This window comes from Dyadobacter arcticus (assembly GCF_011762185.1).
GTDB classification, from domain to species: Bacteria; Bacteroidota; Bacteroidia; order Cytophagales; family Spirosomataceae; genus Dyadobacter; species Dyadobacter arcticus.
The window spans coordinates 1,115,235-1,139,366 of sequence record NZ_JAASQJ010000002.1 but is presented as its reverse complement, the minus strand read 5'-3'; the positions used below and the strand labels follow the sequence as shown (position 1 = coordinate 1,139,366).

Sequence of the window (24,132 nt, the reverse complement as noted above, 5' to 3'; positions counted from 1 at the left end):
TTACGATCCGATTAACTGTTCAACGATAAAATAAACTGACCACAGCATAGAGGGAAGGTAATCTGCGAGCTCAATGCGCAAAATCTTTAGTGCTTTGCCAATCTGGTTTTCGACTGTTTTGATGGAGATACCGAGCTGATCCGCTATTTCCTGATATTTTAATTCTTCAAACCGGCTTAATCTGAATGCTTTCTGGCATTGTTCAGGTAAGGTACTCACAGCTTTTTCAATGCGCTCTTCCAGCTCATTGGCGTGAATCACTTCCGTTACGGACTCATAGGATGATGATGCAAAATTGAGGGTATGTTCCCGATGCACTTCGCGCACCGAGGCGTGCTTAAACCGGTTGAGACAATGATTGTGAACGGCACGATACAGATAGGACTTAATTGAAAGTGTGATTTCCAGATCCCGTCTTTTTTCCCAAATTGTAAAAAAAACCGTTTGTACAACCTCTTCCGACTCCTCCTCATCCTTCAATAATGAACAGGCATAGTTGCAAAGCCGCTGGTAATAGGTACGAAAAGTCAGCTCAAAAGCTTTTTCGTCACCACGACGTATTGCGCTAACTATTTCCGGGTCGGATGAATACACCGATTTATGTTTTTGATTTTCAGTCAAAAATATAAAATCTCTTTCGATAAGTGGATTCGGAAATATAAGAGCGGTTGCAGTCACGTTCAAAATTCTTTTCATAGAGACAATCAAGTAAGGCGCTACCCCTATTAATAAAAATATTTTTTTTAATAGGGGGATAAATCAATTGGCTTGTCATAGCCCTGTTAAAACAAACAACTTTATTAGCCATGAAAAAGTCATTTCAATCTATTATCACCCTTTTTTTAATTCTTGCAGGCTTACAATCCTGCGTTTATGTTGAGTCTGAGGACAACATACCGCCTCGTGGGGAGAGTACACGGGATTTCGATTTCAAGAATTTTGACCAGTTGGTCATGGGCAATGCTTACCACGTCCATGTTAAATCCGGCGCCGCTTTTGCGGTCTCGGCAACAGGAGAGCTCAATGATCTTGATGATCTTAACATTTTTGTACAGGACCGAAAGTTGGTTATCCGTTATCAAAGTTCGTGGAAAAACCGTAGACAGATGGATATTGAGATTACTATGCCCGATCTGGAAAGAGTGGATTTTTCGGGCGCAGTAACTTCGAAGATAGAGGGATTTGAAAACCTGCCAGATATCGAATTTGAACTCTCTGGTGCCTCCAAATGCGATTTCTCAGGATCTGGTCAGGAGTTAAAATTTGATATATCAGGCGCTTCCAGGCTCAATTTGGATGGCGATGGTAAGTTTCTGGACGGCGAACTTTCAGGGGCATCTCAATTGGATGCATTTGAAATGCCGGTTGAGGAATCCAAACTGGATGTTTCCGGTGCAAGCAGCGCCAAGGTTTGGGTATCCAAATTTCTTGAAGTTGAGGCAAATGGTGCAAGCACAGTGCGCTATAAAGGTGGTCCCGAGGTGAAAAAGGAAGTTACGGGAGGCAGTACCGTTCGAATGGATTAGTCATCGGATCATCCCGTATGTTGCTTTGGCCTGACTTTTCGACATTCCGTCAAAGTGCCACCATTCTGTTGTATTTGCCCTGAATCCGGCCTGGATCATCACTTTTCTCAATAATTGACGATTTTCGACTTGTGTATTTGTGAGCCTTCCTTTGTTTAACATCTCCCGTTCCGATCGCGGATAAGCCAGGGGACCAAAGAAATCAAATTTGGTCCCCATATTCAATGGCATCCCTTTCTCATTGACAATGGTAAGGTCAACAGCGCAACCAAAATTGTGGTTAGAGCCAATTTTCGGATCAGCAACATACAGTGTTTTGCTTTTTGCTGGGATTTTGAGATCATCCAATGCATTCCACAATGCATATTGAACTGAATTGGGCCTGGCCGCATCATATACTAATAACTTGTAGTCAGGCTTTACTTTGTTCAAATGGCTGTTCGCCTTTGCAAGCCTTCTAGCCATTTCAGGTTGCAGATAGGCACGGTCTAATTTGTCATAAACATCTTTGCCGGTAAAATTATCGGTAGTTGAATATTTTAAGTCAACCAGGATTTTCGGATCAACTTCCTGAATGTTTACCAATCCCTGCGCAATCATTTTTTTCTCAATTTCCGGAATGTCCTGTTTTTTTATTGCAGCATTGAATTGGGCAAAGCAATTTGATTTGGCAAGAATCAATAACAAGAAATAAGCTAACTTTTTCGGCATAAAAAAATGAATATCGTTGCTAAAAGTCGCAAAGATATTCATTTGACTTCTTCCACTGCGCAAAATGCGGGCAGATGATAACTGTTGATCTAGTATCGTTTGATATTGATACTGGTAAGCCCGCCTTCAAAATGGATAATGATTTTCTTTGGAGAAGCTTCATATCCCGACGAACGGTACAAACCATTGCCTATCTTTTCCAGGTCTTCAATATTTTTTGCGTTGAGTGCTCCGTCAATGTGCATTTCGCAACCAACAGATCTTGGAATTTCGAGGGTAATGGACGCAACTCCTGCTTCTATGTCAATATTGGAAGTTGCTATTTTATCCCCCATTTTAATATCCATATCTGCAACGCCGGTACTTACTTTTAGCTTTTCAACCTTATAATTACTAAAATCAAAGTCACCTTTTCCCGCGCCAATTCCCAGGTCAATGTTCCAGACAGGTTTCTCATTTAGCTGAATTTTAGCCTGGTTTGAAATCTCGCCATTTTTGATCCGGACATTTCCATCTTCCATTTTTAAATTAATGGTTGCGGATTTATCCAGTTTGTTAATGGAAGTGTTGGACAGAAAACCGACGATGGTGCTTTTGGTATTTGCCTCGAAAAGTCTAGGTGTATTGCCGTTCAGCGTAAAGGATCCAGCGCCGCCTTCGAGATGGAAATTGGCTTTTTGAATAAAATCCTCCATATCATACTTATAAAAGCCATTGATCGGTGTGCCTTCTGTTCCATTCCGGTGCTCTCTTTCGTAATCATTATCCTTGTCATCCCCGTCGTCATTGTCATCGTCATTATCACCGTTGTCATTATCATTATCATCGTTGTCATCATCATCGTCGTCATCACTGTGGAATCCGTAATTATGATCGTCATCGTCCCAGTCGAAATTCCAGTTGCTCATGTTATTGTCAAAAGCCCGGTTGGTACGATTGACAACTCCTCCCAAAACGGCGAGAGTAATCAACAAACCAATGGCACCTCCGGATGCACCACCGCGCTCTCTTCCGGGAATCAGCAACAGGACGCCGGCGAGGATTAATAGAACTGGCCAATAAGGTAATACTTCGTCCCAATGAATATTGAGGAGATTCATATTGCGAAGAAGCAATATCACTCCAAAAATTAAAAGCAATCCGCCCCAGACTATACCGCGTGAGTTTCTCATAATGTTAAATGTTTGATCGGTTTGAAGTGTCGGTGTTAACAAAATTGCGTAGTAAAAGAAGCCCTCCTGTGCTGATGAGGATGATTGGCCAGAAAAAGCGGCCAAAATCAAATGCGGTAAGTTCTTCAACCAGGAAAAGAGATCCGGCAATAATGAGGATCACTCCCCAGAAAATGTTTCGAAAGTTCATGGCTATTTTAGTTTAAAAGAGAGATTTCAGAATGAATTTCTATGTTTGTTAATTTACTTTAATCACCTGATCGTCGTCCTCGTCCGGCTTCTTGCTTTCCGGATCTTCCGGAAAATGGGTAGGGGTTGTCGTTTCAGATGAGAAAGGGGTATAAGGTTGTGGCTCAGGTTCTGGCGTTATAGGCTCAACCGGTGGTGGAGGCGTGGTTGGATATACGGTAGTATTACTTTCATGTTGTTTATCCCTTTGTCTGAGAATCAAAAACGCTCCAATTGCAATAAAAACGATTGGCCAAAAATACCTTTTGAATTCATACCAGATTGGAAAATCATCAAGAAGCATTACGGCGCCAAACACGATCAGGACACCACCCAGGATCATGACAGTCTGATCAGATTTTTTCTTATCGAAAAATGGCTCAGATGGTTTGAAATTGGGATCAGTTGAACTTGGTGAATAAATGTCCACTGCAGGACCAGTCGGCAAAACTGCCCAGAGAATGAGATATAAAATGCCAGTCCATCCAAAACTGGGAGGAAGGGGCAGGAATAGCATCACCACAAACAGAACACGTACAATAACTACGTCAATTTGTAAATACTGGGCAATACCGGAAGCTACTCCTCCAAAGACTGCGTGCTCAGGTATGCGGTGCAATTTCTTTTCCATGATACGATTTGCGTTTATTTGTTATCAAAGGTAGTAGGTAATGCAAGATACTGTAATCCGGAAAATTATTGTCGGCAAAACGACATGTTAAGCGGAAATTTTTGAGGAGAATTGAATTTTAGTTCCTTAAACGGGGGTAAGTTAATCTTCGAGGGCTTCCAGAATGTCCATCATACTTCCGAAATCCTTAAACCCAGGGCGGATTTCTTCGCTGCCACGCAAGGCAATGCCAATGTTCGGTAAAAGTTCGGTTAGTGCAGTGACAGTATATTCATTGTCCAGCCCAAACCCGATTAGAACCTGATATTCGGCAGCAAGTCCATCTAATACCTTCATCCATTTATCTGAAAGCTGCGCATTGTTGTCGCTATCCAGCAAGAAATGTGAGACTTCGTCACCATAGCGGCCCATCATGGAGTTGATTTCATCTGCCTCATAGACATCCACGCTAACACGCAGAATCAGAGGAAGATTGAGTTCGCTGTGCAGATAACTAAGGAGGCCGGGCTCCTGAACCTCAACGGCATGAACAGGGTAATTACTTAATGTATTCAAAATTTCTCCTGCATTCCTATTTGCAGTTTCCGCGACCAGGGTAACACCAGCGAGCCACGAGCAAATGTCTTCAAATTTTTTCGGAGAGATATAGTTCATCGAATCCTCATCAATAGAAAAACCCAGCATTTCTACTCCCATACCAGCACAATAGCGCGCATCGGAGAGATTGGTAACGTTGCTGATTTTTACGGTTCGGGTAAGCATTTTGTGATGATTTTGAGGGACTACAATGTTCCCAGTTGCTGTCTTAAAATGGCTGGGATTGTGTGTTTGTCGAATTGAGGACCTATATGTTGCTGCTTCGACCTCATTCTTGGGGCTGATATGGATCAGGCAACCGCAAGTTTAACAGTTTCCTCTATTAACAAGCCTCGAAGGCTAATATCTGCATCCAGGTCAGGCCAATGTATTCCGGAGTCAGAGACATGATAGTGAGACAGTTCCTGCTCCAAAGCTTTTTCAAGAATTGCATAAGACGATAAAGGTCGTTGAATTATCTTCCGGTTATTAAGGATAAAGACCGCTAGATCTAAATCTCGAAAACTAATAAAATGTTTTATTCTCAGATTGTTACTACTAATAATTTTATCAAAATCATCAGTATCGATCGTGATATCTCCATCCTCATTGTCAGCAAATAAATCAATCAGATCTTTACTCATCAAAGGTGGTATTCCAGGCTTGAATGATTTTTTCATAGTTTGTAATAGTAATCTCAATGATACTGCGAAGTTCATTCTTTTTGAATCCTCGGCTATACGAAATATCTAACTCTGGAACCAGAACAACCCGGGCTTCACTATCTCCTTTTGAAACATGAACATGAATCGGCTCGTGTTCATTCAAATAAAAATAAAAACGAAAGCCATTTATATTTAAGACGGTGGGCATTGGTAAAATTAACCAAAAAGCATTTAAAACATAAAGCGAAGAATGGAAAAGCACCTAGCCTCCATCCTTCGCTTTATATAAATATCTCCCTACTTCGCCGAAAACCGATACTTTGTAGTCGTTTGATAAGTGTCCCCCGGTTTCAATACCGTTGTCGGGAATTGGGGTTGATTGGGTGAATCTGGATAGTGTTCTGTTTCGAGGCAAAAGCCAAATCTTTTAACATAGGTCGCATTTTTTCCTTTTAACGTTCCGTCAAGGAAATTTCCAGTGTAAAATTGTACTGCCGGCTCGGTCGTAAATGCCTCCAATATTCTGCCGCTTTCAGGATCTTTCACCGTAGCAAAATGTACCAGTCCGGATTCGGATGTTTTCAATACCCAGCAATGGTCATAGCCACCGCCATTTTTAATCTGCTCATCCTCAATTTTATTGATCCCCAAATTTATTTTGGTAGGTTTTCTTAAATCAAAAGGTGTCCCCTCCACTGCACGCAGCTTTCCGGTTGGGATCAAGGTGCTGTCAACAGCGACAATGCTATCGGACATAATAGAAACTTCGTGATCTAAAATGTCTCTTTTCAGGCCGGTAAGGTTGAAGTAGGAATGGTTGGTTAGGTTCACAACCGTTTCTTTGTCGGTTGTTGCCGTGTAATTAATGTTAAGAGCATTTTCATTATCCAAAGTGTAGACAATTTTAACAGAAAGCGTTCCAGGATATCCCTCTTCCATGTCTTTGCTCACATATTCAAGCTCAAGCCCGACAATCGAATCTTTATTAATTTCGGTGGCTTTCCATATTTGTTTATCAAAGCCTTTTGTTCCGCCGTGCAATGCATTTGGGCCATTATTTATTGCGAGGGTATATTCCTTGTCATTGAGTTTGAATTTTCCCTTCGCAATCCGATTTCCATAACGACCGACCAGCGCGCCGAAAAATGGGTGTCCAGCCAAATATGGTGGTAGCGAATCAAATCCCAAAACTACATCCGCCCATTCACCATTTTTATCCGGTGCCGTAAGTTTCGTGATGATGCCGCCATAGTTGGTAATGTTCACGGTCATACCATTCGCGTTCGTAAGGGTATAAAGATCTGCTTTCTGTCCGTCGGGCAGTTCGCCAAAGGCTTCTCTGGAAATCGTACTGATCATTTTTTCGTCTGTCTTGGTTTTAGAGCACCCGAAGAGACCGAGGCCTATCAGTGCAGTGAGTAAGAATGGTAATCTTTTCATGTTTGCAGGTTTAGAGCTTGCGGCTGATTACTTATTAGTTGAAATTATTTCTTCTGTTCCATTGGTAATTTTCACTTTATAGCAAGGCAGATCTATCTGATATTCTTTCAGATAGGCACGTTTCATTTCTTCTTCAAATTTAGGTACGGCCTCTTTTTTCACGAGATTTATGGTACATCCGCCAAAACCTCCTCCCATCATTCTCGCCCCCAAAACGGCAGGATTGTCTATTGTTTGATCAACTAAAAAATCCAGTTCCTCACAACTCACTTCATATTCATGTTGCAAGCCCTGATGCGTTTCATACATTTTTGACCCAAAATCAACCAAGTTTCCCTGGACCAGCAAATGGCATGCATCCTGTACGCGGCGGATTTCTTCCGTTATAAACTTGCAGCGACGATAAACAACATCACCCAATTCCTCCTCATGCACTTTCACAAATTCGGGTGAGGTATCACGGAGGCTGAGAATCGAAGAATCATACTTTTGAAGGATTTGAGTGCCTTTTTCGCATTCAAGCCGGCGTGTGTTATATTCAGAACTTGCGAGCGAATGTTTTACACTCGTGTCACATAGCACGATTAAATATTCATCCATTGGAAACGGAAAATATTCATATTCCAACGAACGGCAATCGAGGCGGATTACTGCCTCCTCCTTCCCAAATGCCGAGGCAAATTGATCCATGATCCCACATTGCACGCCTACATATTCGTTTTCGGCTTTCTGAGCCATTTTTACAATGTGGAAACGGTCCAGACTTAGCCTGAACATTTCATTCAATGCAAACAGAAGGCAACATTCCAGCGCAGCCGAAGAAGATAACCCTGCCCCAACTGGTATATCTCCGCCAAATGCAGCCTGAAAGCCTCTAATCTGTAATCCGTTTTTATGAATTTGATCAACAATTGAAAGCTGATAATGCGCCCAGGATTGATTTGGTTTGGAAAGATCACTCAAAGGAAATGAGTAAGTTTCATCCAAATCGGCGGCATAGAGGATTACCTGTTCATCGTCTCTTGGCGCAATGACAAAGTATACAGCTTTATCGACACTGGCAGGCAATACAAAGCCATTATTGTAGTCGGTATGTTCGCCAATGAGGTTTATTCTTCCAGGAGAGCGGAAAACCCTTACCTTTTCAGAAGGTACGCTATCCCCAAATTTGGTATAGTATTTATTTTTTACTGCTTCGGCTAAATTCTGTTGAGGTACTGACATTTCTTATTTTTTACCTTTCCTAATATCCTTTCCTAAGATCGACCTGGTCGATCACAATACCGCCATTTTCAAGTGCGAAAATGTTGTTTAAAAACAAATCCACTTTGCCCATATGTTCGTTTTTATGCCCTCCGCCGGTGTGTTGAGTGAGGATTACATTGTCCATTTTCCATAACGGACTATCCTCTGGAAGTGGTTCAATCTCAGTCACATCAAGGACCGCTCCGTCAAGATTTTTGGAGTTAAGTGCATTGATCAGTGCATTTTCATCTGTGGTACATCCCCTTCCAACGCTCGCATAAACGCTTCCTAATTTCATTTTCGAAAAGAATTCAGCATCTGCAAATCGATTTGCTGTTCCTGGCAATGTATTGATCACCAAGTCAGCATGAGGCAGCTCGTTCAGTAAATCTTCCCGGCTATGTAGATCGGCTTGTGGAGAAGTCCTGGCCATCAGATGGATTGTGCAGCCCAATCCCTTTAATATGGAATTCACGGCCAGACCGATTGTTCCCGCGCCGAGGACGATGACATTTTGCGCGTAGATGATCCTAATTTCTGCACGTAAAGCAGCTCCCACCCATTCGGACTTTTGTTTGAGTAGCGTTAACTTGTCGATACCGCGGTATAGGGCTAGTATCCCTCCTATAATAGACTCTGCACAAGGTCGGGCGAACCAGTCACCCATATTGGCTACTTTTACATTTTCATTCAGATTAACAGATGAATATTGATCAAATCCTGCTGAATCCAGTTGCCAGAATTTCAGGTTTTCAGATTTGATGCTAAACCAATCTATTGGAGGGTTACCGAGAATATAATCGGCACCTATATAGTAGATTTTTAAATCAGTTTTCGAGGTATCCTCAGTCCTGAAATTAATTTCGTGCTGTGGTGATAATGTTGAGCTAAGTTTCTGCCTCAGCGGCTCGTCCAGCAATGCATGACAATATATAATCATCTAATCTTTTAGTTTAAAGAAGCGAGGTAAAACGATTTACCTTTTTTCATGGATTTAGTTTGGCAATAGTCATTCCAGGCTATCATAAAAATAGGTGAGAGTTGGCTGCCTCCCCGGGTAGCCCAGGCCTATTTGATCAAATAAGGGTTAATATCTTCCTGCCTCTGGACACAAATGCAGGTTTTTCGTAGTGCAGACTTTCTTCAATTAGAAAGCGCAATTCAGTTTTAATCTCAGGATAAATCTTTGAAAAATTGAATAGTATTGTCAATGAATAAGCCCGTATTGCGATCGCAGTTAGCCTGTTTTCCAGAAAGCCAAAGCAAGCATCGATCACCTCTCCGTGAAATTCCTCAGGTATTGGTATTACCTCAAAAATCCGGGTAATATTCCGGTTAAGGGCATCATGTGAGCCAGTCTTTTTCAACTGACTGACCAGCTGGCCTACATAAGGCTGAACCAGGTGGGGTACTTTTACAGCGGCAATCCCTAAACTATATGCGGCGCGTTGCGAAAGCTTGCTATCCTCTGCCAGGAAACAATGCATGAGTGCTTCAAATGCATCGGCAGAGGTACAAGCATAATCGGCTACGCGGATGGCTACCCGTTTAGATTGCAACGGCTCGGCCAACAGTTCAGATTTGATATTCATACTCTTTAATACTAAAAAAGTGCCCCAATTTAATTAGGGGGCACTTTTTCCAATATTTACAAAAAACTACTTCTCATTACCAACCATATCTTCAGGCTTCACCCACGCATCAAATTCCTCAGGAGTAAGATAGCCCAGCGAAACGGCCGTTTCTTTCAATGTCGATCCGTTTTTATGCGCAGTTTGGGCGATTTCAGCTGCTTTATAATACCCTATCCTGGTATTCAATGCAGTAACCAGCATCAGCGAATTGTTAACGTGCTTTTTGATATTTTCATGAAGCGGTTCAATACCAATGGCGCAATTGTCATTAAATGAAACACATACATCTCCGATCAGACGTGCCGAATGCAAGAAGTTGTAGGCCAATAATGGTTTAAAAACATTTAATTCAAAATGTCCATTGGAACCGCCAATACCAATCGCTACATCATTGCCCATTACTTGTGCTGCTACCATCGTCATCGCCTCGCATTGGGTGGGATTTACCTTCCCAGGCATAATCGAACTGCCCGGTTCATTGTCGGGAATATGAATTTCACCAATTCCCGAACGCGGGCCGGAAGAAAGCATTCTGATATCATTTCCGATTTTCATCAGGCTAACCGCAACCGTTTTCAATGCGCCGTGTGCCTCCACGATTGCATCATGAGCGGCAAGCGCTTCAAATTTGTTTTCGGCAGTGATGAACGGGAGGCTAGTCAATCGCGCGATATGCATGGCGACGTTTTCTGAGTAACCGTCAGGCGTATTAATTCCCGTTCCAACAGCAGTACCGCCCAATGCAAGCTCCGAGAGATGCGCCAATGTGTTAGAAATCGCGCGCAAACCGTGATCCAATTGGGAGGCATAACCGGAAAATTCCTGTCCCAGCGTGAGCGGGGTTGCATCCATAAAGTGGGTTCGGCCGATTTTTACCACACTTTTAAAAGCTTCAGATTTTGCTCTGAGCGTATTCCTTAGCCTGGTAATGCCCGGAATTGTCACATCCACCAGGATTTTATAGGCCGCAATATGCATTGCGGTAGGATAGGTGTCATTCGACGACTGTGATTTGTTCACGTCATCATTAGGATGAAGGAATTTCGTTTTGTCCGACAAATCGCCTCCTTGTACCACATGTCCGCGATAAGCGATAACCTCATTGCAATTCATGTTGGATTGCGTTCCGGATCCCGTTTGCCATACTACCAGCGGAAATTGGTCATCCAGTTGTTCCGTTAGGATTTCATCACAAACTAGTCCGATAAGGTCGCTTTTCTCTTTGGGGAGGATACCAGCTTCAAAATTAGTAATCGCGGCTGCTTTTTTAAGATATGCAAAGGCTCTGATGATCTCCTTCGGCATTTTGTTAATGTCCTGCGCAATCGGGAAATTCTGGATTGAGCGTTGCGTCTGAGCGCCCCAGTATACATGAGCAGGTACCTGTACTTCGCCCATGGTATCTTTTTCTATACGGTATTCCATTTTTAATGTATGGTGATATTGAAAACGATGAATGCGGATTAGGTGGTAAAGTTAGGATCGGGTTAGCTGTTTTTGGTATTTTTTGGGGATAAATGTTAAGCCGATTGAAAAGAATGTTTTAGATTGTCAAACTGCATTTAATGATCATTTCTATTATGACCCCGAAACTTAGTATTTACCCCGATTATCAAACAATGAGTATGGCTGCGGCTGAGAGAGTGATGACACTTTTGTCCAAAAAACCGGATGCAGTAATTTGCCTCCCTTCCGGCAGCACGCCGCTGGGCATGTTTCAGGCATTGGTTGCTAAAAGTCAAAAAGGGGATACAGATTTTTCAAAATGCGTTTTTATTGGATTGGATGAATGGATCGGGCTGGGTGCGGATGATGATGGAAGCTGCCGCGATTTGCTCGATAGGGATTTTTTAAAACCGATTGGATTGAGAGAAAACCAGATAGTGTATTTTGACGGAAAAGCTTTGAATCCGGAGTCCGAATGTGAAAGAGTTAATAAAGTAGTGGAAAGTCTGGGCGGACTGGATTTGATTGTGCTAGGCGTGGGGATGAATGGACACCTTGCATTGAATGAGCCGGGAACACCCTGGGATACCTATGCACACATATCCGACCTGGCGCCAATTACAATTGAAGTGGGACAGAAATACTTCAAGAAACCGACAATACTTACCAAAGGAATCACGGTCGGTATCAGACATATGCTCGAAGCAAAAACGGCTATTTTACTTGCTTCGGGGACATCAAAAGCAGCCGTGATCAGCCGGGCCCTCGCATTTCCTGTGACCACCGATTTTCCGGCAACTGCTTTGCAAAATCATTTGAATGCTGAGTTTATATTGGATGAAGAGGCGGGGCAGGAAATTGCTTTAAATAAATAATTGTATTTAACTTTATAGGAATTGTCAATAGCTATCAAAATGGAAACGATTTCGCTAAGTGGGAAAGAGAGAATTATGCTGGATGTTTCAGTTACAAATTCTCAAAAAGAGGCATTAATGACAATTCTGAAGGCTCTAGATATTGATGTTAAAGAACACGTCCTTTCGGATGATGAGGAAGATTTGGCACTTGGCCTAGCCATGGAGGAGGGAAGAAAAGAGGGAATTGCTAGTCAAAAAGAGAGGCAGGAATTTGAATCGTATCTTTTTGGTAAGTAACAATGAAATATGAGTATGCCAAATCATTTATCAGAGATACCAAGAAAGTCCCAGAAGACACTAAGTCAGGTATAAAGAGTTTGGTTGAAAGTGTCGGCTTAGTTGAACATTTCGGCCAGTTATCCAACGTTAAAAAAATGAAAGGCTATTCAAATGCTTTTCGCATTAGAATTGGAGACTATCGGGTTGGTGTATTGCTAGAAGAAGACAATTTGATTTTAACCAGAGTTCTGCATAGAAAAGAAATTTACAAGTACTTCCCATAATTAAAGGCTTCAAAAATTCACTTTTGAAGCCTTTGTTTTTTAGGCAAAAAAGATAATTTATCCTAAATAAAAACCGAATTTTTAGCCAATTCACTTAAATCGGGACGCTTCTTCCCGACCATTATTTTTCAATCTACATTTGGACTGTTCTTTGTGAACGCCCGTCAATCGGGGTAGTGGTTTTTGCTTTGGAACCCTCATCCAAAATATAGCAAAACAAAAAGGAACCGTGTGCAAATCACGGGCAGTCGTGCTACTGTAAGTATCTGTTCCATGAAAGGAGCAGGTTTTTGCCCTAGTGTCCCATTATTGCAGAAAGTATTCGATGCAACGAGAAGGGCGGCAAAAACTGATACAAGCCAGGAGACTTGCCGCTACCCTCAATGGCTCTTCTCTCACGGATGGAGAGTAGTCAAGTATTGATTTACCAAAATATAATTACAGTTTCCAGGCTCCCGATCGGATCATTCAATGTCCGTTTCCAGAGCATAGGATGGTGTAATTTATTTAGTACTGATCAGTATTTCCAAGAAATCAGGAATCAGGATGGGAGGGTGTTTTCACAGGGTTTTTATTAACTCTTAAACACAAATGCTAATGTTGTCACACAGCCTCGGCTATCCGCGCGTAGGAAGCCAACGCGAACTTAAAAAGGCGAATGAACAATTCTGGTCAGGTAAAATCAACCGGGAAGAACTCCAAAAAGTCGCCAGAAAGATTCGCCACCAAAACTGGGAGATCCAGAGGAATGCTGGAATTGACCTTATTCCTTCCAACGATTTTTCATTGTATGACCAGGTACTGGACACCTCTCTGATGGTCGGTGCCATTCCGGAGCGATACCACCAATTAATTGATGGAAAATCGAACCGTGAATTGGATATTTATTTCGCAATGGCAAGGGGTTATCAGCAAAATGGTCTCGATATCAAGGCGATGGAAATGACCAAATGGTTTGATACCAATTATCATTACCTGGTTCCTGAATTTACTAGAAATCAAATGTTCAGCCGTTATTCAGACAAGGTTTTACTTGAATTTGAAGATGCGCTGCAAAAAGGGATCAAGACAAAACCTGTTCTGATTGGGCCGGTGACTTACCTCCTTTTGGGAAAGGAAAAGGAAGATGGTTTCGATAAAATGGATCTGCTGGATACCCTGCTGCCAGAATATATTTCAATACTCAAAGAATTGTCTTCCCGTGGTGCTGAATGGGTTCAGCTGGATGAGCCAGGCCTGGTCCTGGATTTGTCGCACAAACAAAAACTAGCATTTCAAAGTGCCTATGAACAGATCAGAGAGGCTGTACAACCATTAAAGATCCTTGTAGCTACCTATTTCGGCGCTTTGGAGGATAATTTATCGACCGCCACAGGATTGTGCATTGATGCATTACATATTGATTTGACCAGAGGTGCAGAAAGTTTGCCTGTGATTTTAAGCGATGAGGATTTTGTTTTATCATTCAAAAAACTATCGCTAGGCGTTGTGGACGGAAGGAATATTTGGAAAAATGACTACCAAAAATCATTGGAATTTATCAATCGGGCCATTGAAGTTTTAGGTGAAAACCGTGTCATGGTCGCGCCTTCGTGCTCACTACTTCATAGCCCACATGACCTGGATCTCGAAACGAACGAAAACGTTCTGACCGGCGAAATCAAAAATTGGATGGCATTTGCCAAACAAAAATTAAATGAGGTTTCGCATCTCGCCAGACTTGTAAGGACTGATTGGGAATTGGAGGAAGATTTTATCAATAACCAGAACGCCATTGCAAGTCGCAAAAATTCTTCATTAATCCATAAACCGGAAGTAAAAAAACGGGCTGAATCGATCGTGGATGCTGATTTTGAAAGGGTAAGTGCATTTTCCGCGAGACAGATGCTGCAACTTGAGAAATTAGAGCTGCCACTATTTCCTTCTACCACGATCGGCTCTTTCCCGCAAACCGACGAAGTTCGGAAACTGAGGTCGGACCTGAAAAAGAATGTGATTACCATTGATCAATATGAGGATCGCATCCGCGAAGAGATCATTAGTTCGCTTCGCTGGCAGGAAGATTTGGGAATTGACGTGCTGGTGCATGGAGAATTTGAGAGAAACGATATGGTTGAATACTTTGGCGAAAGTTTGTCCGGATTTGTTTTCACGCAAAATGGCTGGGTGCAAAGTTACGGAAGCCGTTGTGTGAAGCCACCAATCATTTTCGGGGATGTGGAAAGGCCTGAGCCAATGACCGTTAAATGGTCGGCTTTCGCGCAGGCAAACTCCGAAAAACTGGTAAAAGGAATGCTAACCGGTCCGGTTACGATATTGCAATGGTCGTTTGTTCGGGACGATCAGCCTCGAAAAGATACCGCTTTTCAGATTGGGTTAGCCATCAGGGACGAAGTGGTCGATCTTGAAAAAGCCGGAATTAAGGTGATACAGATCGACGAACCGGCAATTCGCGAAGGGTTACCGCTCAGGAAATCAGCTTGGCAGAATTATCTGAAATGGGCAGTTGATGCATTCAGGCTCAGCGCAGCAGGTGTGGCTGATCAAACGCAAATCCATACGCATATGTGCTATTCCGAATTTAATGACATCATCGATTCCATTGCTGCTATGGATGCAGATGTGATCACCATTGAAACATCCCGTTCCCAAATGGAGTTACTTGATGCGTTTTCAGCATTCAATTATCCAAATGAAATCGGGCCAGGCGTTTACGACATTCATTCTCCAAGGGTGCCGACCGTCGACGAAATGGTGACACTGCTGGAAAAAGCCTTGAAGGTTATCCCTGCTCGAAACTTATGGGTGAATCCTGATTGCGGCCTGAAAACGCGCAAATGGCCGGAGACCGAAGCCGCTTTGCGTAACATGATCTCGGCGGCAAATTTGCTTAGGGAATCGGTGGCGGTGGGGCAGTAATTGGTTCGGGGTGGTCGTTTGAGATCAGGTTTTGTCATTTGTGGTCAGAGGTGGTCATTTGTTGTTCGGGATTGTTCGGTATTGTTGCAGGGCTCATTTTTTAGTCAGGTTTCGTCATTTGTTTTCAGGAAATGTCATTTATTATGAAGTTTTTGTATAGTTAACTAGAAAAATCAAACCAATTATGACCCTATGACAATTCCGAACTATCCCATACCACCCCCGTACTACCCAAACCGTTCCGAACCACCCAAACAACAAATGACCATAATTGACAATTAATAACTCAATGACCATTCCGAACTACACCGGCCCATCCCGAACAACATTGGACACCCCGGACCCCTTTAACCCGACTAGGATTAATTTTTGATATTTAACGATAGTATTATAGGTAAGCAGCTGATATATTGTTTCAAAGATTTTCGGGATTACTATCTTTGCATTTAACCTTATCAGTTATAGGACCGTAATGAGATTACGTTTACTCATCTTTTCCTCTATATTTTTCCTGATTCTTTTTCTGCTAACAGAGATTTTATTACGGTTAAGCGTCGTTTTTCTGGGTTACCCATTTCTGAAACCATCAGACAACATTTATAAAAGCTACTACACCAATCTGGAGCCTATCCGCAAAAAAGTCATTAAAAGTGACGATGCGGTTTTTGATATTTTGATTCTTGGCGGGTCGGTTGTGAGCACTCCATGGTCCAATCTCGAAGGCAGGCTGGATACGATTTTGAAAAAAGAATATGGGGACAAGAAGTTTGCATTTTATAATATTGCGGGGGCTGGACATACCTCACTGGATAATTATTTAAAATACAAATTACTTGAAAAGCAGCGATTTGACCTGGTGGTTTATTATGAAGCCATTAATGAAAATCGGGCGAACAATATTCCTGCAAAGGATTTCAGAAACGATTATTCTCACATTAAGTGGTATAGCGACATTCATCTTCTGCAAGCCCATCCCGAAATCAATTTTACGGTCATTCCCTATCTGGTCGGGCGGACGATCCAATACATCAGCGACAAATTAACGCACAAAGTTTACATCAGTCAGGAGAAGGTTGATCCACAATATGCCGCTTATGGTTCGGACATTAAAACGGCGGCTTCCTACGAAAAGAACCTCGCCGATCTGATCGAAACTGCGAAGCTCCGCGGGGATAAGTTGATAATGATGAGCTACGCCACTTATTTCCCACCCAATGTGAAATTGACTGGTGAACAGATTGATATGAAACATTTTGCGGGTTGCATGTACGCATCGCCTGTTACAATATGGGGGAAACCGGATAATGTTAAGAAAGGAATAGAAACGCATAATCAGGTTCTTCGGAAACTGGTTCAAAACAATAAAGTGCTTTTCCTGGATATGGAAGCAGCAATGCCAAAAGATTCGACTTTGTTTTGTGACGTATGTCATTTAAGTGAACCGGGAGCGCAAAGATTTGCCCATGAAATCGAGCGATTTATGGTCCGGCAAAAATTGCTTAAGTAGGAATGTTTTCGGGATTGTTGGTTTATTAAACTCCCGTTACCTTTAGACAAACGGCACAGTGCCTGATTGCACGGTTAAGCAAAATGCTTAACTTGCACGCCTTTTAGACGGTATGGGTGTAACTGTACACATAATTTTAATATTTTAATGAAAATTTTAGGTATTTCTGCTTTCTATCATGATTCTGCGGCGGCTCTTATTGACAATGGTGAAATTGTAGCAGCAGCGCAGGAAGAACGATTTACCCGTAAAAAGCACGATCCAGGTTTTCCCTCCAATGCCGTAGCATTTTGTCTGGAATATGGCGGATTATCCCTCAACGAACTTGACGCGATCGTTTTTTACGACAAGCCCCTTTTGAAATTCGAAAGATTGCTTGAAACCTACTATGCATTTGCACCCAAAGGGGTAAGGTCTTTCCTGACTGCAATGCCTGTCTGGATTAAAGAAAAAATGTTTTTGAAGCGCCTGATCAATGAAGAACTGGTGAAATTGGGCTACGATAAAAAGAAAAAAGTAAAGATGCTTTTCCCGGAGCATCACCTTTCTCACGCAGCAAGTGCTTTCTATCCCTCCCCATTTGAAAAATCGGCCATTTTAACGATTGATGGCGTTGGCGAGTGGGCAACAGCTTCCATTTGTCTCGGGGAAGGGAAGGATATCAGCATTCTTAAAGAACTTCGCTTTCCCCATTCCTTAGGTCTTTTATATTCTGCATTTACCTATTTTCTGGGTTTTAGGGTTAATTCGGGCGAATATAAATTAATGGGCCTTGCTCCATACGGTGATCCAAATTCGCCTGACATCAAAAAATACGAAGATATCATTCTGAAAGAGCTTGTAGACCTGAAAGAAGATGGATCCGTTTGGCTTGATCAGGAATATTTTGATTATGCAACCGGGTTGAAAATGGTGAATGAGGATAAGTGGGAGGCGCTTTTCGGATTTAAAACAAGAAAGCCGGAAGATCCCTTGGAAGCCATTCATTGCAATCTGGGTTTAGCCATTCAAAATATTACTGAAGAGGCTGTTATCCGGATGGCAAAAGAAGCCAAGCGACTCACAGGAGCGGATTATCTGTGCATGGCAGGTGGCGTTGCATTGAACTGCGTGTCCAACGGGAAACTTCAGAAAGCCAATATTTTCAAAGATATTTTTATTCAACCTGCTGCGGGAGACGCAGGAGGTGCATTAGGCGCTGCACAAGCGGCTTATCATATTTATTTTCAACAGGAAAGAAATATTACCTGGAAAGCTGACGCAATGCGAGGTTCCTATCTTGGGCCAACATTCTCTGATCTGGACGTCGCATTGACTGCAAAGAAATACAAAGCGGTTTATACTTACTATGACAATTTCGGAGAACTGGCAGATGAAGCCGCCAAATTATTGTCCGAAGGAAACGTGGTAGGGTGGGTTCAGGGAAGAATGGAATTTGGCCCCCGGGCTCTTGGAGGAAGAAGTATCCTGGGCGATCCAAGAAACGCTGAGATGCAGAAAAAACTGAACCTCAAAATTAAATATAGAGAATCTTTCAGGCCTTTTGCGCCATCCGTTTTATCCGAAGACTGCTCTGATTACTTTGATTACGACGGCATTTCACCTTATATGCTTTTAGTCCATCCTGTGGCTGAAAGGCGTCGAAAAGATGTTCCAGCGAATTACAGTTCAATGGATCTTCGTGAAAAGCTTTATTTCGAACGTTCCGACCTGCCTTCTATCACCCACATTGATTATTCTGCAAGGATTCAGACGGTTCACAAAGAAACCAATCCGCGTTATTACGACCTGATCAATTCTTTCAAGGCCCTCACAGGTTATGCGGTAATTGTAAATACCAGCTTCAATGTCCGCGGGGAACCGATCGTATGTACTCCCAATGATTCTTACAGATGTTTTATGCGTACCGAAATGGATTATCTGGTAGTGGGCAATTTCATCTTTAATAAGAAACTCCAACCGGAGTGGCTTGAGAAAGACAATTGGAAGGAAGAATTTGTTCTGGATTAATAACCTTCCATGATCAGCAACACTAATGGTATCTAAAATTGTAACCAGTCTGATAAGGATTATTTTTCTCGGGCTGCTCTTTGTATTTCTATTTTACCCGGATAGATTTCATATCAAATTTGACTATCCCGGTTTCCCCCAGAGTGATAGCTGGTACGTCAGATTAGCAAAATTCGCATTCTGGTTTTTGCTGATGATCGAAATCCTCAGGATTTTTTATTACGGTGTAGTAAAAAGCAAAGCCAAAGGTTTGATAGCCAATGTGATAACCATCGCAATTCCGCTTATCGTCACCTTGATTTTCCTTGAAATTGTTTTCATGTACATTCCGCAAAGTCATGAAGGGGTACTTTCCAAAGCATCGCAGATTTGGTGGGAAAAGTATTGGAAGCCCGTCAATTCACTGGGCTACCATGATAAAGAAATAATAGAAGAGGTTGGTAAAAAGCAGGTATTGGTGATTGGCGATTCTTTTGCCGCCGGTCATGGTTTGAAAGACGTGAACGAAAGATTTTCCAACATTCTGGAAGCTAAGCTTGGTGCAGATAAATACACCGTTTATAACCTGGGAATGTCGGGTGCTGATACCCGGGATGAAGCAAAGCGATTACAGGAATTTCCGGTGAAACCGGATATTATTATACTCGAATATTTTCCGAATGACATTGAAAAAGTTGGCCGGGAAAAAGGGCTGACCTTATCAGGAGCAGAACCCTATGCTGACCTGAATGGACCTCTGGCAACAATCGTAAAGCGGTTTTACTTGCCAAACTTTATCTACTGGCAATTGCCGCATGCAGGTTTTAGTACTTTTGAAAAATTTGTTCAGACAGCCTACACGGATACTACCGTCCTGAATCCGCACCTACGCGACTTATCTGCAATTACCTCTTACAGAGATAGTACCAAAGCTGAAATGTATGCGGTTTTCATTCCATTTTTATTCCAAATTGATAAAAGTGCTGGATATACGAAACCTGTTGAGGAGTTTCTTAGGGCCAAACAGGTTAAGATCGTCGGGATTAATGATGGAATCGTCAAAATTCCTGAAAAAGAGCGTGTGGTGGGGAAGAATGACGGTCATGGAAGCGCTACGCTAAATGGACTTATTGCCGACCGGCTTTACAATGCAATGCACTGAACGCATGTTTTTTGACTTAATAATGAAGAAAGTATTTTAATTTTATAATTGAATTAAAACGTAAAACAAGATGGATTTTCTGACAGACTTATTTGCATTTATGAAGGAGCGCAAGAAATGGTGGCTGGCTCCCGTAATTATTGTTCTGCTGTTGATCGGAGTATTGATCGTGATTGGCGGAGGTTCGGCTGTGGCTCCCTTTATTTATACACTGTTCTAAAAGCCTGTTATACAGACTTAACTAAGAATTTACTTATGCGCTGGTATCTTGAATACCAGCGTATTACAACTTTCCATATATCAGATGAGTGAATCAGAAAAGGCCAAGGCGCAGTTGGTCATTGTTACCGGGTTGGTCGTATTATACTTTATTTTTAAATCCAGATATCCTTACTTCCTGGTCGCAGCTGCTGCAGTTGGCGTTTTAAGCATTGCCATTCCGGTTGTTGGAGATCTGATCGTGAAGGGATGGTATAAAATTGCCGAAGTCCTGGGGGCTATTAATGGTAAGATCCTTTTATCGGCGGTTTTCTTTATCGTTCTGTTTCCGGTTGCAGCAATTGCCAAATTAGGCAAAAAGGATCACTTGGCTCTGAAACGCGAAAGCAGCGGTTCTGTTTTTACCGAACGAAATCACAAATACGGCCCAAAAGATTTGGAGCAGGTTTGGTAGTAATATTGAAGTGAAAATTTAAAGGCCTGTCTCAGGCCTTTTTTTTGCGGCATGCGCGATCATAAAGCAATTGCAGCATACCATCTTTGAGTCCCACATCCGGAACATGGATGACCGCGGCACCAGCCCACTTCATGGCGGAAAGATAAATATCACCGGCAGGAACGATTACATCGGCACGATCCGGATTGAGTTGAAGCTTATTAACCCTTTCATCAAAAGTAAAATGTGAGATATAATCCCGCATTCTTTCAATTTCATCTATACTAGTAGAACTTTCGGATAGTTTAGAGGAAAGGTCGAAGAGCTTATTAATGTTTCCGCCAGTTCCCACGGCTTCTATTGGCAGGCTGTAATCAACATTTTGATTAATCCACTCTTTGATTTTTAACCAGGAATTCTTTGATTCTTTCCCCTCTAAAAGCCGTACCGAGCCCAATTTGAAGGACTTAGCATTAATTTTGACACGATCTTTATACAAATTGAGCTCTGTACTTCCACCGCCGACATCGATATGCAAATATTGCCCATCGGCCAAAGATTTCACAACAACATTATTAACCAGCTCAGCCTCACGCTGGCCATCAATGATCTGAATGTGAATTCCTGTTCTTTTTTCAATATGGTCACGAACTTCGAAACCGTTTTCCGCCTCACGCATAGCCGAAGTGGAGCAAGCCATGAAGTCATCCACTTCATGCAATTCCATCAAAAGCTGATAGGCTAGCATCAGCTTCATCATCCTATCTTCACTATTGGGCGAGATTCGTCCTTGGGTAAACACATCATGCCCAAGGCGGAGCGGGAAGCGCACGTACTCTACCTTTTTGAAGCGGGAAATGCCTTCATCATGCAATACAGAGGATATTTGCATTCGGGCACCATTGGATCCAATATCTATTGCAGCGAATTTCAAAGAGTCGATAATAGGGGGTAAATAAATACCAAAAGTAGGACTTTCACGAACAAGTTTCTACACCGTCCGTGAAAGTGATGGCTCTAATTTACATTTTACCACCTATTTGATACAATAATTTAAGCTTTACCCCAGGTCCCGCGTTGTGGCTTAAAGGTGTGAGCGGTGTGAAGTAAGTATAAAGATACCCTTCCGCCTGTACAACAATTGGGTGCCAGGTTTTTTCCAGCCCCATTGAGAAGTTGATGGAGTTGATGGCAGGGTTATCAGTCTTTTTGTCAAACACCTGGTTAAAATACTGATTATTAGGAGCCCGGCAATCAAATGACACTTTTTCCCGGGAGGCAATCGTAATATTTGTGCCAACACCCGCATAGTACGCCCAATTGTCTTTAATGTTATTTCGGAAAGCGACGGTAAGGGGTATTTGTACCAATGTTGGGTTTACGCGGATGTTATATACATCAAACGCGAGCGGAACTTCATTGGGATGCGTCCTTTTAAAGTCCTTGCGATTTTTCTCACGGAATATTTTTTCGGTGAAAAACTCCATTGGTTTGAGTTTGAGCCAGCTTATCCCGGCAGTGATTGAGAATTTTTTGGCAATGAGCACTTCGCCCACGATTGTTTTAGCCTGCCCATTGCCCTCAATAGCAATTCCTCCGCCAAACCGATAAGGTACTTTCAGATTAAGTTTAGGAATTACGTTTTCAGCCTTATTAGTTTTCTCAATCTTCTTATCGGAAGCGGTTGCTTTGGTAATTTGTGTATTTGCGGTAAGTGCGTTATTGATAACCTGAGTGTTTACTTGACTTAGTGCTTTCTGAACTTGTTTGGCAGAAAGACGGCTCGCCAATTCATATTGCATTTGTCGGGAAATTGAATGACCATTATTTAGACTCGTGCCGCTTTTAACATTCATGTCAGCAAACTCGCTGTTCAATGCTTTTTGGAATTGGCCACCCGACAGATTACCTTGATTGCCTGCAATCGCCGATTCATTTTCGAAAGCCTTAGATTGAACATCCGATACTATCTCAACGTTTTCAATTACTGGAGAGGTCGGTTCTACGCCGTTCTTCTCAACATTCGAATCGCTTTTTCCAGGATAACTAGTTGATATATTGGTTTTTAAATCAGGCTCAACGTCAGTCCTTAAAGCAAGTTCAGCATTGGGCTTGGCGATGTTCTCAATTTCAGGAGAAACAATCAAAGGTTTATCTGAATCAGCCAAATTTACATTGCCAAGTTGTTCATTCCCGCGTTGCCCAACATTATCGGCTAATTCTTCAGACTGCTGTTGCCGCTCGGGAATGATGTAATGGTTTTCAACAACAGGCTCTTTTTGAACCAAATAAATCGTGTCTGTCTTGGCAGCAAGCACAGGTTGCTGCTGAATGACTTCAATCTGGCTTTTAAGATTTTTAACATCTGTAACCAAATGGTCATTTTGGGAAAGTTGGTTCACATACAAAAAAGCCATGACCGTCGTGACCGAGGCAGCAGCTGCATAGCCAATCCAGGAACCGTATTGTTGCCAGAGAGTAGGAGGCGTATGGACCTGCATGTATTGCTGCATTTTAGCCCAATCCTGCTCTTGAAAGTCTGGCTGAATACTCTCTAATTTCCGGCGTATAGTGTTCTCAAATTGATTAGTTTTCATTTCCTCTGAATGACTTTACGGCCCAATCACTTGGGAAGAGATGTGGGTAATACTGTTTTATTAAATGCTGCAATCTGGCTCTCGCCCGAACATAATGGGAGCGGACTGTTGCTTCATTAAGCTGCAGTAAATCTGCAATTTCACGGTGGTTGTAACCATCTACAACATACATTAAGAATACATTTTTATATACTGGCTTGATTTGCTGAATTAATTCCAGGATTTCGTCAGCGGTGATCTGGCTTATAATGTCTTCGTCGAATTTGGGATATGGTGCGTCTTCCAAAGAAATAACATCCTCGCTGTGCTTTTTATGCTTACGGTAATAGCTAATCGCCGTATTCACCATAATCGTTCTCAGCCAAGCTTTGAATGGATGATTGGAATCATATTTTCCCAGGTTGTTGAAAACTTTTAGAAACCCTTCATTCAAAACCTCTTCGGCTTCTTCGGTCGTATTTGTATAGCGAAGACAAATGCTTTTTGAATACCCGAAAAACAGTTTGTAAAGATGTCTTTGCGCCTGGTTGTTTCCAGCCATGCATGCCGCTACGACCGAGTCAAAGTCGTGTTCATCAAAAGATATTTTTCTTCCAAATAGCAAAGTCA

Annotated in this window: 26 protein-coding genes and 1 riboswitch; of the genes, 10 read left to right on the top strand and 16 right to left on the bottom strand. The window is 42.2% G+C overall.

Features of this window, described 5'->3' with window-relative positions:
• Nucleotides 1-621, bottom strand: coding sequence for an RNA polymerase sigma-70 factor (locus FHS68_RS12590; RefSeq protein ID WP_167270939.1), 621 nt, complete (start codon nt 619-621; stop codon nt 1-3).
• A gap of 185 nt (nt 622-806) precedes the next feature.
• Here FHS68_RS12590 and FHS68_RS12585 point away from each other — a divergent pair, with 185 nt between their 5' ends.
• Nucleotides 807-1,526, top strand: a complete 720-nt coding sequence (locus FHS68_RS12585) for a head GIN domain-containing protein (protein WP_167270485.1) — start codon at nt 807-809, stop codon at nt 1,524-1,526.
• On the opposite strand, the gene FHS68_RS12580 is transcribed toward FHS68_RS12585, so the two are convergent.
• The 12 genes from FHS68_RS12580 to fumC form a co-directional block, all read right to left on the bottom strand.
• Entirely contained in the window at nt 1,527-2,237 is a 711-nt protein-coding gene (locus tag FHS68_RS12580; protein ID WP_229211870.1) for a M15 family metallopeptidase, read from the bottom strand.
• An 89-nt stretch (nt 2,238-2,326) separates the two neighbouring features.
• A complete protein-coding gene (locus FHS68_RS12575) occupies nt 2,327-3,409 on the bottom strand; it encodes a toast rack family protein (RefSeq protein WP_167270483.1) in 1,083 nt (360 codons plus the stop codon).
• Nucleotides 3,410-3,413: 4 nt separating this feature from the next.
• Nucleotides 3,414-3,599 carry a LiaI-LiaF-like domain-containing protein gene (locus FHS68_RS12570; protein WP_167270481.1) on the bottom strand — a complete coding sequence of 62 codons (186 nt, stop codon included), beginning with the start codon at nt 3,597-3,599 and terminating at the stop codon, nt 3,414-3,416.
• A 48-nt stretch (nt 3,600-3,647) separates the two neighbouring features.
• Nucleotides 3,648-4,268, bottom strand: coding sequence for a PspC domain-containing protein (locus tag FHS68_RS12565; protein ID WP_167270479.1), 621 nt, complete (start codon nt 4,266-4,268; stop codon nt 3,648-3,650).
• Nucleotides 4,269-4,409: 141 nt separating this feature from the next.
• Nucleotides 4,410-5,030: a beta/alpha barrel domain-containing protein gene (locus tag FHS68_RS12560; protein WP_167270477.1), complete on the bottom strand. Its 621-nt coding sequence runs from the start codon at nt 5,028-5,030 to the stop codon at nt 4,410-4,412.
• Nucleotides 5,031-5,155: 125 nt separating this feature from the next.
• Nucleotides 5,156-5,524: a DUF2442 domain-containing protein gene (locus FHS68_RS12555; RefSeq protein WP_229211869.1), complete on the bottom strand. Its 369-nt coding sequence runs from the start codon at nt 5,522-5,524 to the stop codon at nt 5,156-5,158.
• Nucleotides 5,481-5,717 (bottom strand): DUF4160 domain-containing protein, encoded by a 237-nt coding sequence (locus FHS68_RS12550; protein WP_167270475.1) that lies wholly within the window; start codon nt 5,715-5,717, stop codon nt 5,481-5,483. Before FHS68_RS12550 ends, FHS68_RS12555 begins: the two co-directional genes overlap by 44 nt.
• A gap of 89 nt (nt 5,718-5,806) precedes the next feature.
• The gene (locus FHS68_RS12545; protein ID WP_167270473.1) at nt 5,807-6,949 is read right to left on the bottom strand and encodes an aldose epimerase family protein; all 1,143 of its coding nucleotides are present in this window, start codon (nt 6,947-6,949) and stop codon (nt 5,807-5,809) included.
• Between the two features lie 27 nt (nt 6,950-6,976).
• Entirely contained in the window at nt 6,977-8,173 is a 1,197-nt protein-coding gene (gene galK, locus FHS68_RS12540; RefSeq protein WP_167270471.1) for a galactokinase, read from the bottom strand.
• Between the two features lie 19 nt (nt 8,174-8,192).
• Nucleotides 8,193-9,134, bottom strand: coding sequence for a D-2-hydroxyacid dehydrogenase (locus FHS68_RS12535; RefSeq protein WP_167270469.1), 942 nt, complete (start codon nt 9,132-9,134; stop codon nt 8,193-8,195).
• A gap of 136 nt (nt 9,135-9,270) precedes the next feature.
• Complete coding sequence (locus FHS68_RS12530) at nt 9,271-9,786, bottom strand: HEAT-like fold family protein (RefSeq protein WP_167270467.1); 516 nt, start codon at nt 9,784-9,786, stop codon at nt 9,271-9,273.
• 66 nt (nt 9,787-9,852) lie between these two features.
• Complete coding sequence (gene fumC / locus FHS68_RS12525; protein WP_167270465.1) at nt 9,853-11,253, bottom strand: class II fumarate hydratase; 1,401 nt, start codon at nt 11,251-11,253, stop codon at nt 9,853-9,855.
• A 140-nt stretch (nt 11,254-11,393) separates the two neighbouring features.
• Here fumC and FHS68_RS12520 point away from each other — a divergent pair, with 140 nt between their 5' ends.
• The 9 genes from FHS68_RS12520 (at nt 11,394) to FHS68_RS12480 (ending at nt 20,944) form a co-directional block, all read left to right on the top strand.
• Nucleotides 11,394-12,149: a glucosamine-6-phosphate deaminase gene (locus tag FHS68_RS12520; protein ID WP_229211868.1), complete on the top strand. Its 756-nt coding sequence runs from the start codon at nt 11,394-11,396 to the stop codon at nt 12,147-12,149.
• Nucleotides 12,150-12,188: 39 nt separating this feature from the next.
• On the top strand, nt 12,189-12,428 hold the full coding sequence (locus tag FHS68_RS12515) for a hypothetical protein (RefSeq protein WP_167270463.1): 240 nt from the start codon (nt 12,189-12,191) through the stop codon (nt 12,426-12,428).
• A gap of 2 nt (nt 12,429-12,430) precedes the next feature.
• Nucleotides 12,431-12,694 (top strand): type II toxin-antitoxin system RelE family toxin, encoded by a 264-nt coding sequence (locus tag FHS68_RS12510; RefSeq protein WP_167270461.1) that lies wholly within the window; start codon nt 12,431-12,433, stop codon nt 12,692-12,694.
• 160 nt (nt 12,695-12,854) lie between these two features.
• Nucleotides 12,855-13,084: riboswitch (cobalamin riboswitch) on the top strand.
• Nucleotides 13,085-13,291: 207 nt separating this feature from the next.
• Nucleotides 13,292-15,613 (top strand): 5-methyltetrahydropteroyltriglutamate--homocysteine S-methyltransferase, encoded by a 2,322-nt coding sequence (gene metE, locus FHS68_RS12505; RefSeq protein ID WP_167270459.1) that lies wholly within the window; start codon nt 13,292-13,294, stop codon nt 15,611-15,613.
• 472 nt (nt 15,614-16,085) lie between these two features.
• A complete protein-coding gene (locus tag FHS68_RS12500; RefSeq protein WP_167270457.1) occupies nt 16,086-17,120 on the top strand; it encodes a hypothetical protein in 1,035 nt (344 codons plus the stop codon).
• Nucleotides 17,121-17,267: 147 nt separating this feature from the next.
• Entirely contained in the window at nt 17,268-19,130 is a 1,863-nt protein-coding gene (locus FHS68_RS12495) for a carbamoyltransferase family protein (RefSeq protein WP_167270455.1), read from the top strand.
• Nucleotides 19,131-19,155: 25 nt separating this feature from the next.
• Nucleotides 19,156-20,271, top strand: coding sequence for an SGNH/GDSL hydrolase family protein (locus FHS68_RS12490; protein WP_167270453.1), 1,116 nt, complete (start codon nt 19,156-19,158; stop codon nt 20,269-20,271).
• A gap of 70 nt (nt 20,272-20,341) precedes the next feature.
• Nucleotides 20,342-20,491 (top strand): DUF5989 family protein, encoded by a 150-nt coding sequence (locus tag FHS68_RS12485; protein ID WP_015812275.1) that lies wholly within the window; start codon nt 20,342-20,344, stop codon nt 20,489-20,491.
• A gap of 84 nt (nt 20,492-20,575) precedes the next feature.
• A complete protein-coding gene (locus tag FHS68_RS12480) occupies nt 20,576-20,944 on the top strand; it encodes an SxtJ family membrane protein (protein WP_167270451.1) in 369 nt (122 codons plus the stop codon).
• A gap of 31 nt (nt 20,945-20,975) precedes the next feature.
• Here the strand turns inward: FHS68_RS12480 and FHS68_RS12475 are convergent, their stop codons facing one another.
• The 3 genes from FHS68_RS12475 to FHS68_RS12465 all read right to left on the bottom strand — a co-directional run bounded on the left by FHS68_RS12475 (nt 20,976) and on the right by FHS68_RS12465 (nt 24,127).
• Entirely contained in the window at nt 20,976-21,860 is an 885-nt protein-coding gene (locus FHS68_RS12475; protein WP_167270449.1) for a Ppx/GppA phosphatase family protein, read from the bottom strand.
• A gap of 88 nt (nt 21,861-21,948) precedes the next feature.
• Nucleotides 21,949-23,523: a hypothetical protein gene (locus FHS68_RS12470; protein ID WP_167270447.1), complete on the bottom strand. Its 1,575-nt coding sequence runs from the start codon at nt 23,521-23,523 to the stop codon at nt 21,949-21,951.
• Nucleotides 23,513-24,127 carry an RNA polymerase sigma factor gene (locus tag FHS68_RS12465; protein ID WP_208408289.1) on the bottom strand — a complete coding sequence of 205 codons (615 nt, stop codon included), beginning with the start codon at nt 24,125-24,127 and terminating at the stop codon, nt 23,513-23,515. Before FHS68_RS12465 ends, FHS68_RS12470 begins: the two co-directional genes overlap by 11 nt.
• Nucleotides 24,128-24,132: the final 5 nt, after the last annotated feature.

Coding starts and splice junctions, on each gene's coding strand:
- FHS68_RS12555 (WP_229211869.1), bottom strand. CDS start 5,524: ATGAAAAAATCATTCAAGCCTGGAATACCACCTTTGATGAGTAAAGAT.
- FHS68_RS12495 (WP_167270455.1), top strand. CDS start 17,268: ATGAAAATTTTAGGTATTTCTGCTTTCTATCATGATTCTGCGGCGGCT.
- FHS68_RS12570 (WP_167270481.1), bottom strand. CDS start 3,599: ATGAACTTTCGAAACATTTTCTGGGGAGTGATCCTCATTATTGCCGGA.
- fumC (WP_167270465.1), bottom strand. CDS start 11,253: ATGGAATACCGTATAGAAAAAGATACCATGGGCGAAGTACAGGTACCT.
- FHS68_RS12500 (WP_167270457.1), top strand. CDS start 16,086: ATGAGATTACGTTTACTCATCTTTTCCTCTATATTTTTCCTGATTCTT.
- FHS68_RS12550 (WP_167270475.1), bottom strand. CDS start 5,717: ATGCCCACCGTCTTAAATATAAATGGCTTTCGTTTTTATTTTTATTTG.
- FHS68_RS12510 (WP_167270461.1), top strand. CDS start 12,431: ATGAAATATGAGTATGCCAAATCATTTATCAGAGATACCAAGAAAGTC.
- FHS68_RS12535 (WP_167270469.1), bottom strand. CDS start 9,134: ATGATTATATATTGTCATGCATTGCTGGACGAGCCGCTGAGGCAGAAA.
- FHS68_RS12585 (WP_167270485.1), top strand. CDS start 807: ATGAAAAAGTCATTTCAATCTATTATCACCCTTTTTTTAATTCTTGCA.
- FHS68_RS12565 (WP_167270479.1), bottom strand. CDS start 4,268: ATGGAAAAGAAATTGCACCGCATACCTGAGCACGCAGTCTTTGGAGGA.
- FHS68_RS12560 (WP_167270477.1), bottom strand. CDS start 5,030: ATGCTTACCCGAACCGTAAAAATCAGCAACGTTACCAATCTCTCCGAT.
- galK (WP_167270471.1), bottom strand. CDS start 8,173: ATGTCAGTACCTCAACAGAATTTAGCCGAAGCAGTAAAAAATAAATAC.
- metE (WP_167270459.1), top strand. CDS start 13,292: ATGTTGTCACACAGCCTCGGCTATCCGCGCGTAGGAAGCCAACGCGAA.
- FHS68_RS12520 (WP_229211868.1), top strand. CDS start 11,394: ATGATCATTTCTATTATGACCCCGAAACTTAGTATTTACCCCGATTAT.
- FHS68_RS12580 (WP_229211870.1), bottom strand. CDS start 2,237: ATGCCGAAAAAGTTAGCTTATTTCTTGTTATTGATTCTTGCCAAATCA.
- FHS68_RS12470 (WP_167270447.1), bottom strand. CDS start 23,523: ATGAAAACTAATCAATTTGAGAACACTATACGCCGGAAATTAGAGAGT.
- FHS68_RS12485 (WP_015812275.1), top strand. CDS start 20,342: ATGGATTTTCTGACAGACTTATTTGCATTTATGAAGGAGCGCAAGAAA.
- FHS68_RS12490 (WP_167270453.1), top strand. CDS start 19,156: ATGGTATCTAAAATTGTAACCAGTCTGATAAGGATTATTTTTCTCGGG.
- FHS68_RS12530 (WP_167270467.1), bottom strand. CDS start 9,786: ATGAATATCAAATCTGAACTGTTGGCCGAGCCGTTGCAATCTAAACGG.
- FHS68_RS12545 (WP_167270473.1), bottom strand. CDS start 6,949: ATGAAAAGATTACCATTCTTACTCACTGCACTGATAGGCCTCGGTCTC.
- FHS68_RS12575 (WP_167270483.1), bottom strand. CDS start 3,409: ATGAGAAACTCACGCGGTATAGTCTGGGGCGGATTGCTTTTAATTTTT.
- FHS68_RS12515 (WP_167270463.1), top strand. CDS start 12,189: ATGGAAACGATTTCGCTAAGTGGGAAAGAGAGAATTATGCTGGATGTT.
- FHS68_RS12480 (WP_167270451.1), top strand. CDS start 20,576: ATGAGTGAATCAGAAAAGGCCAAGGCGCAGTTGGTCATTGTTACCGGG.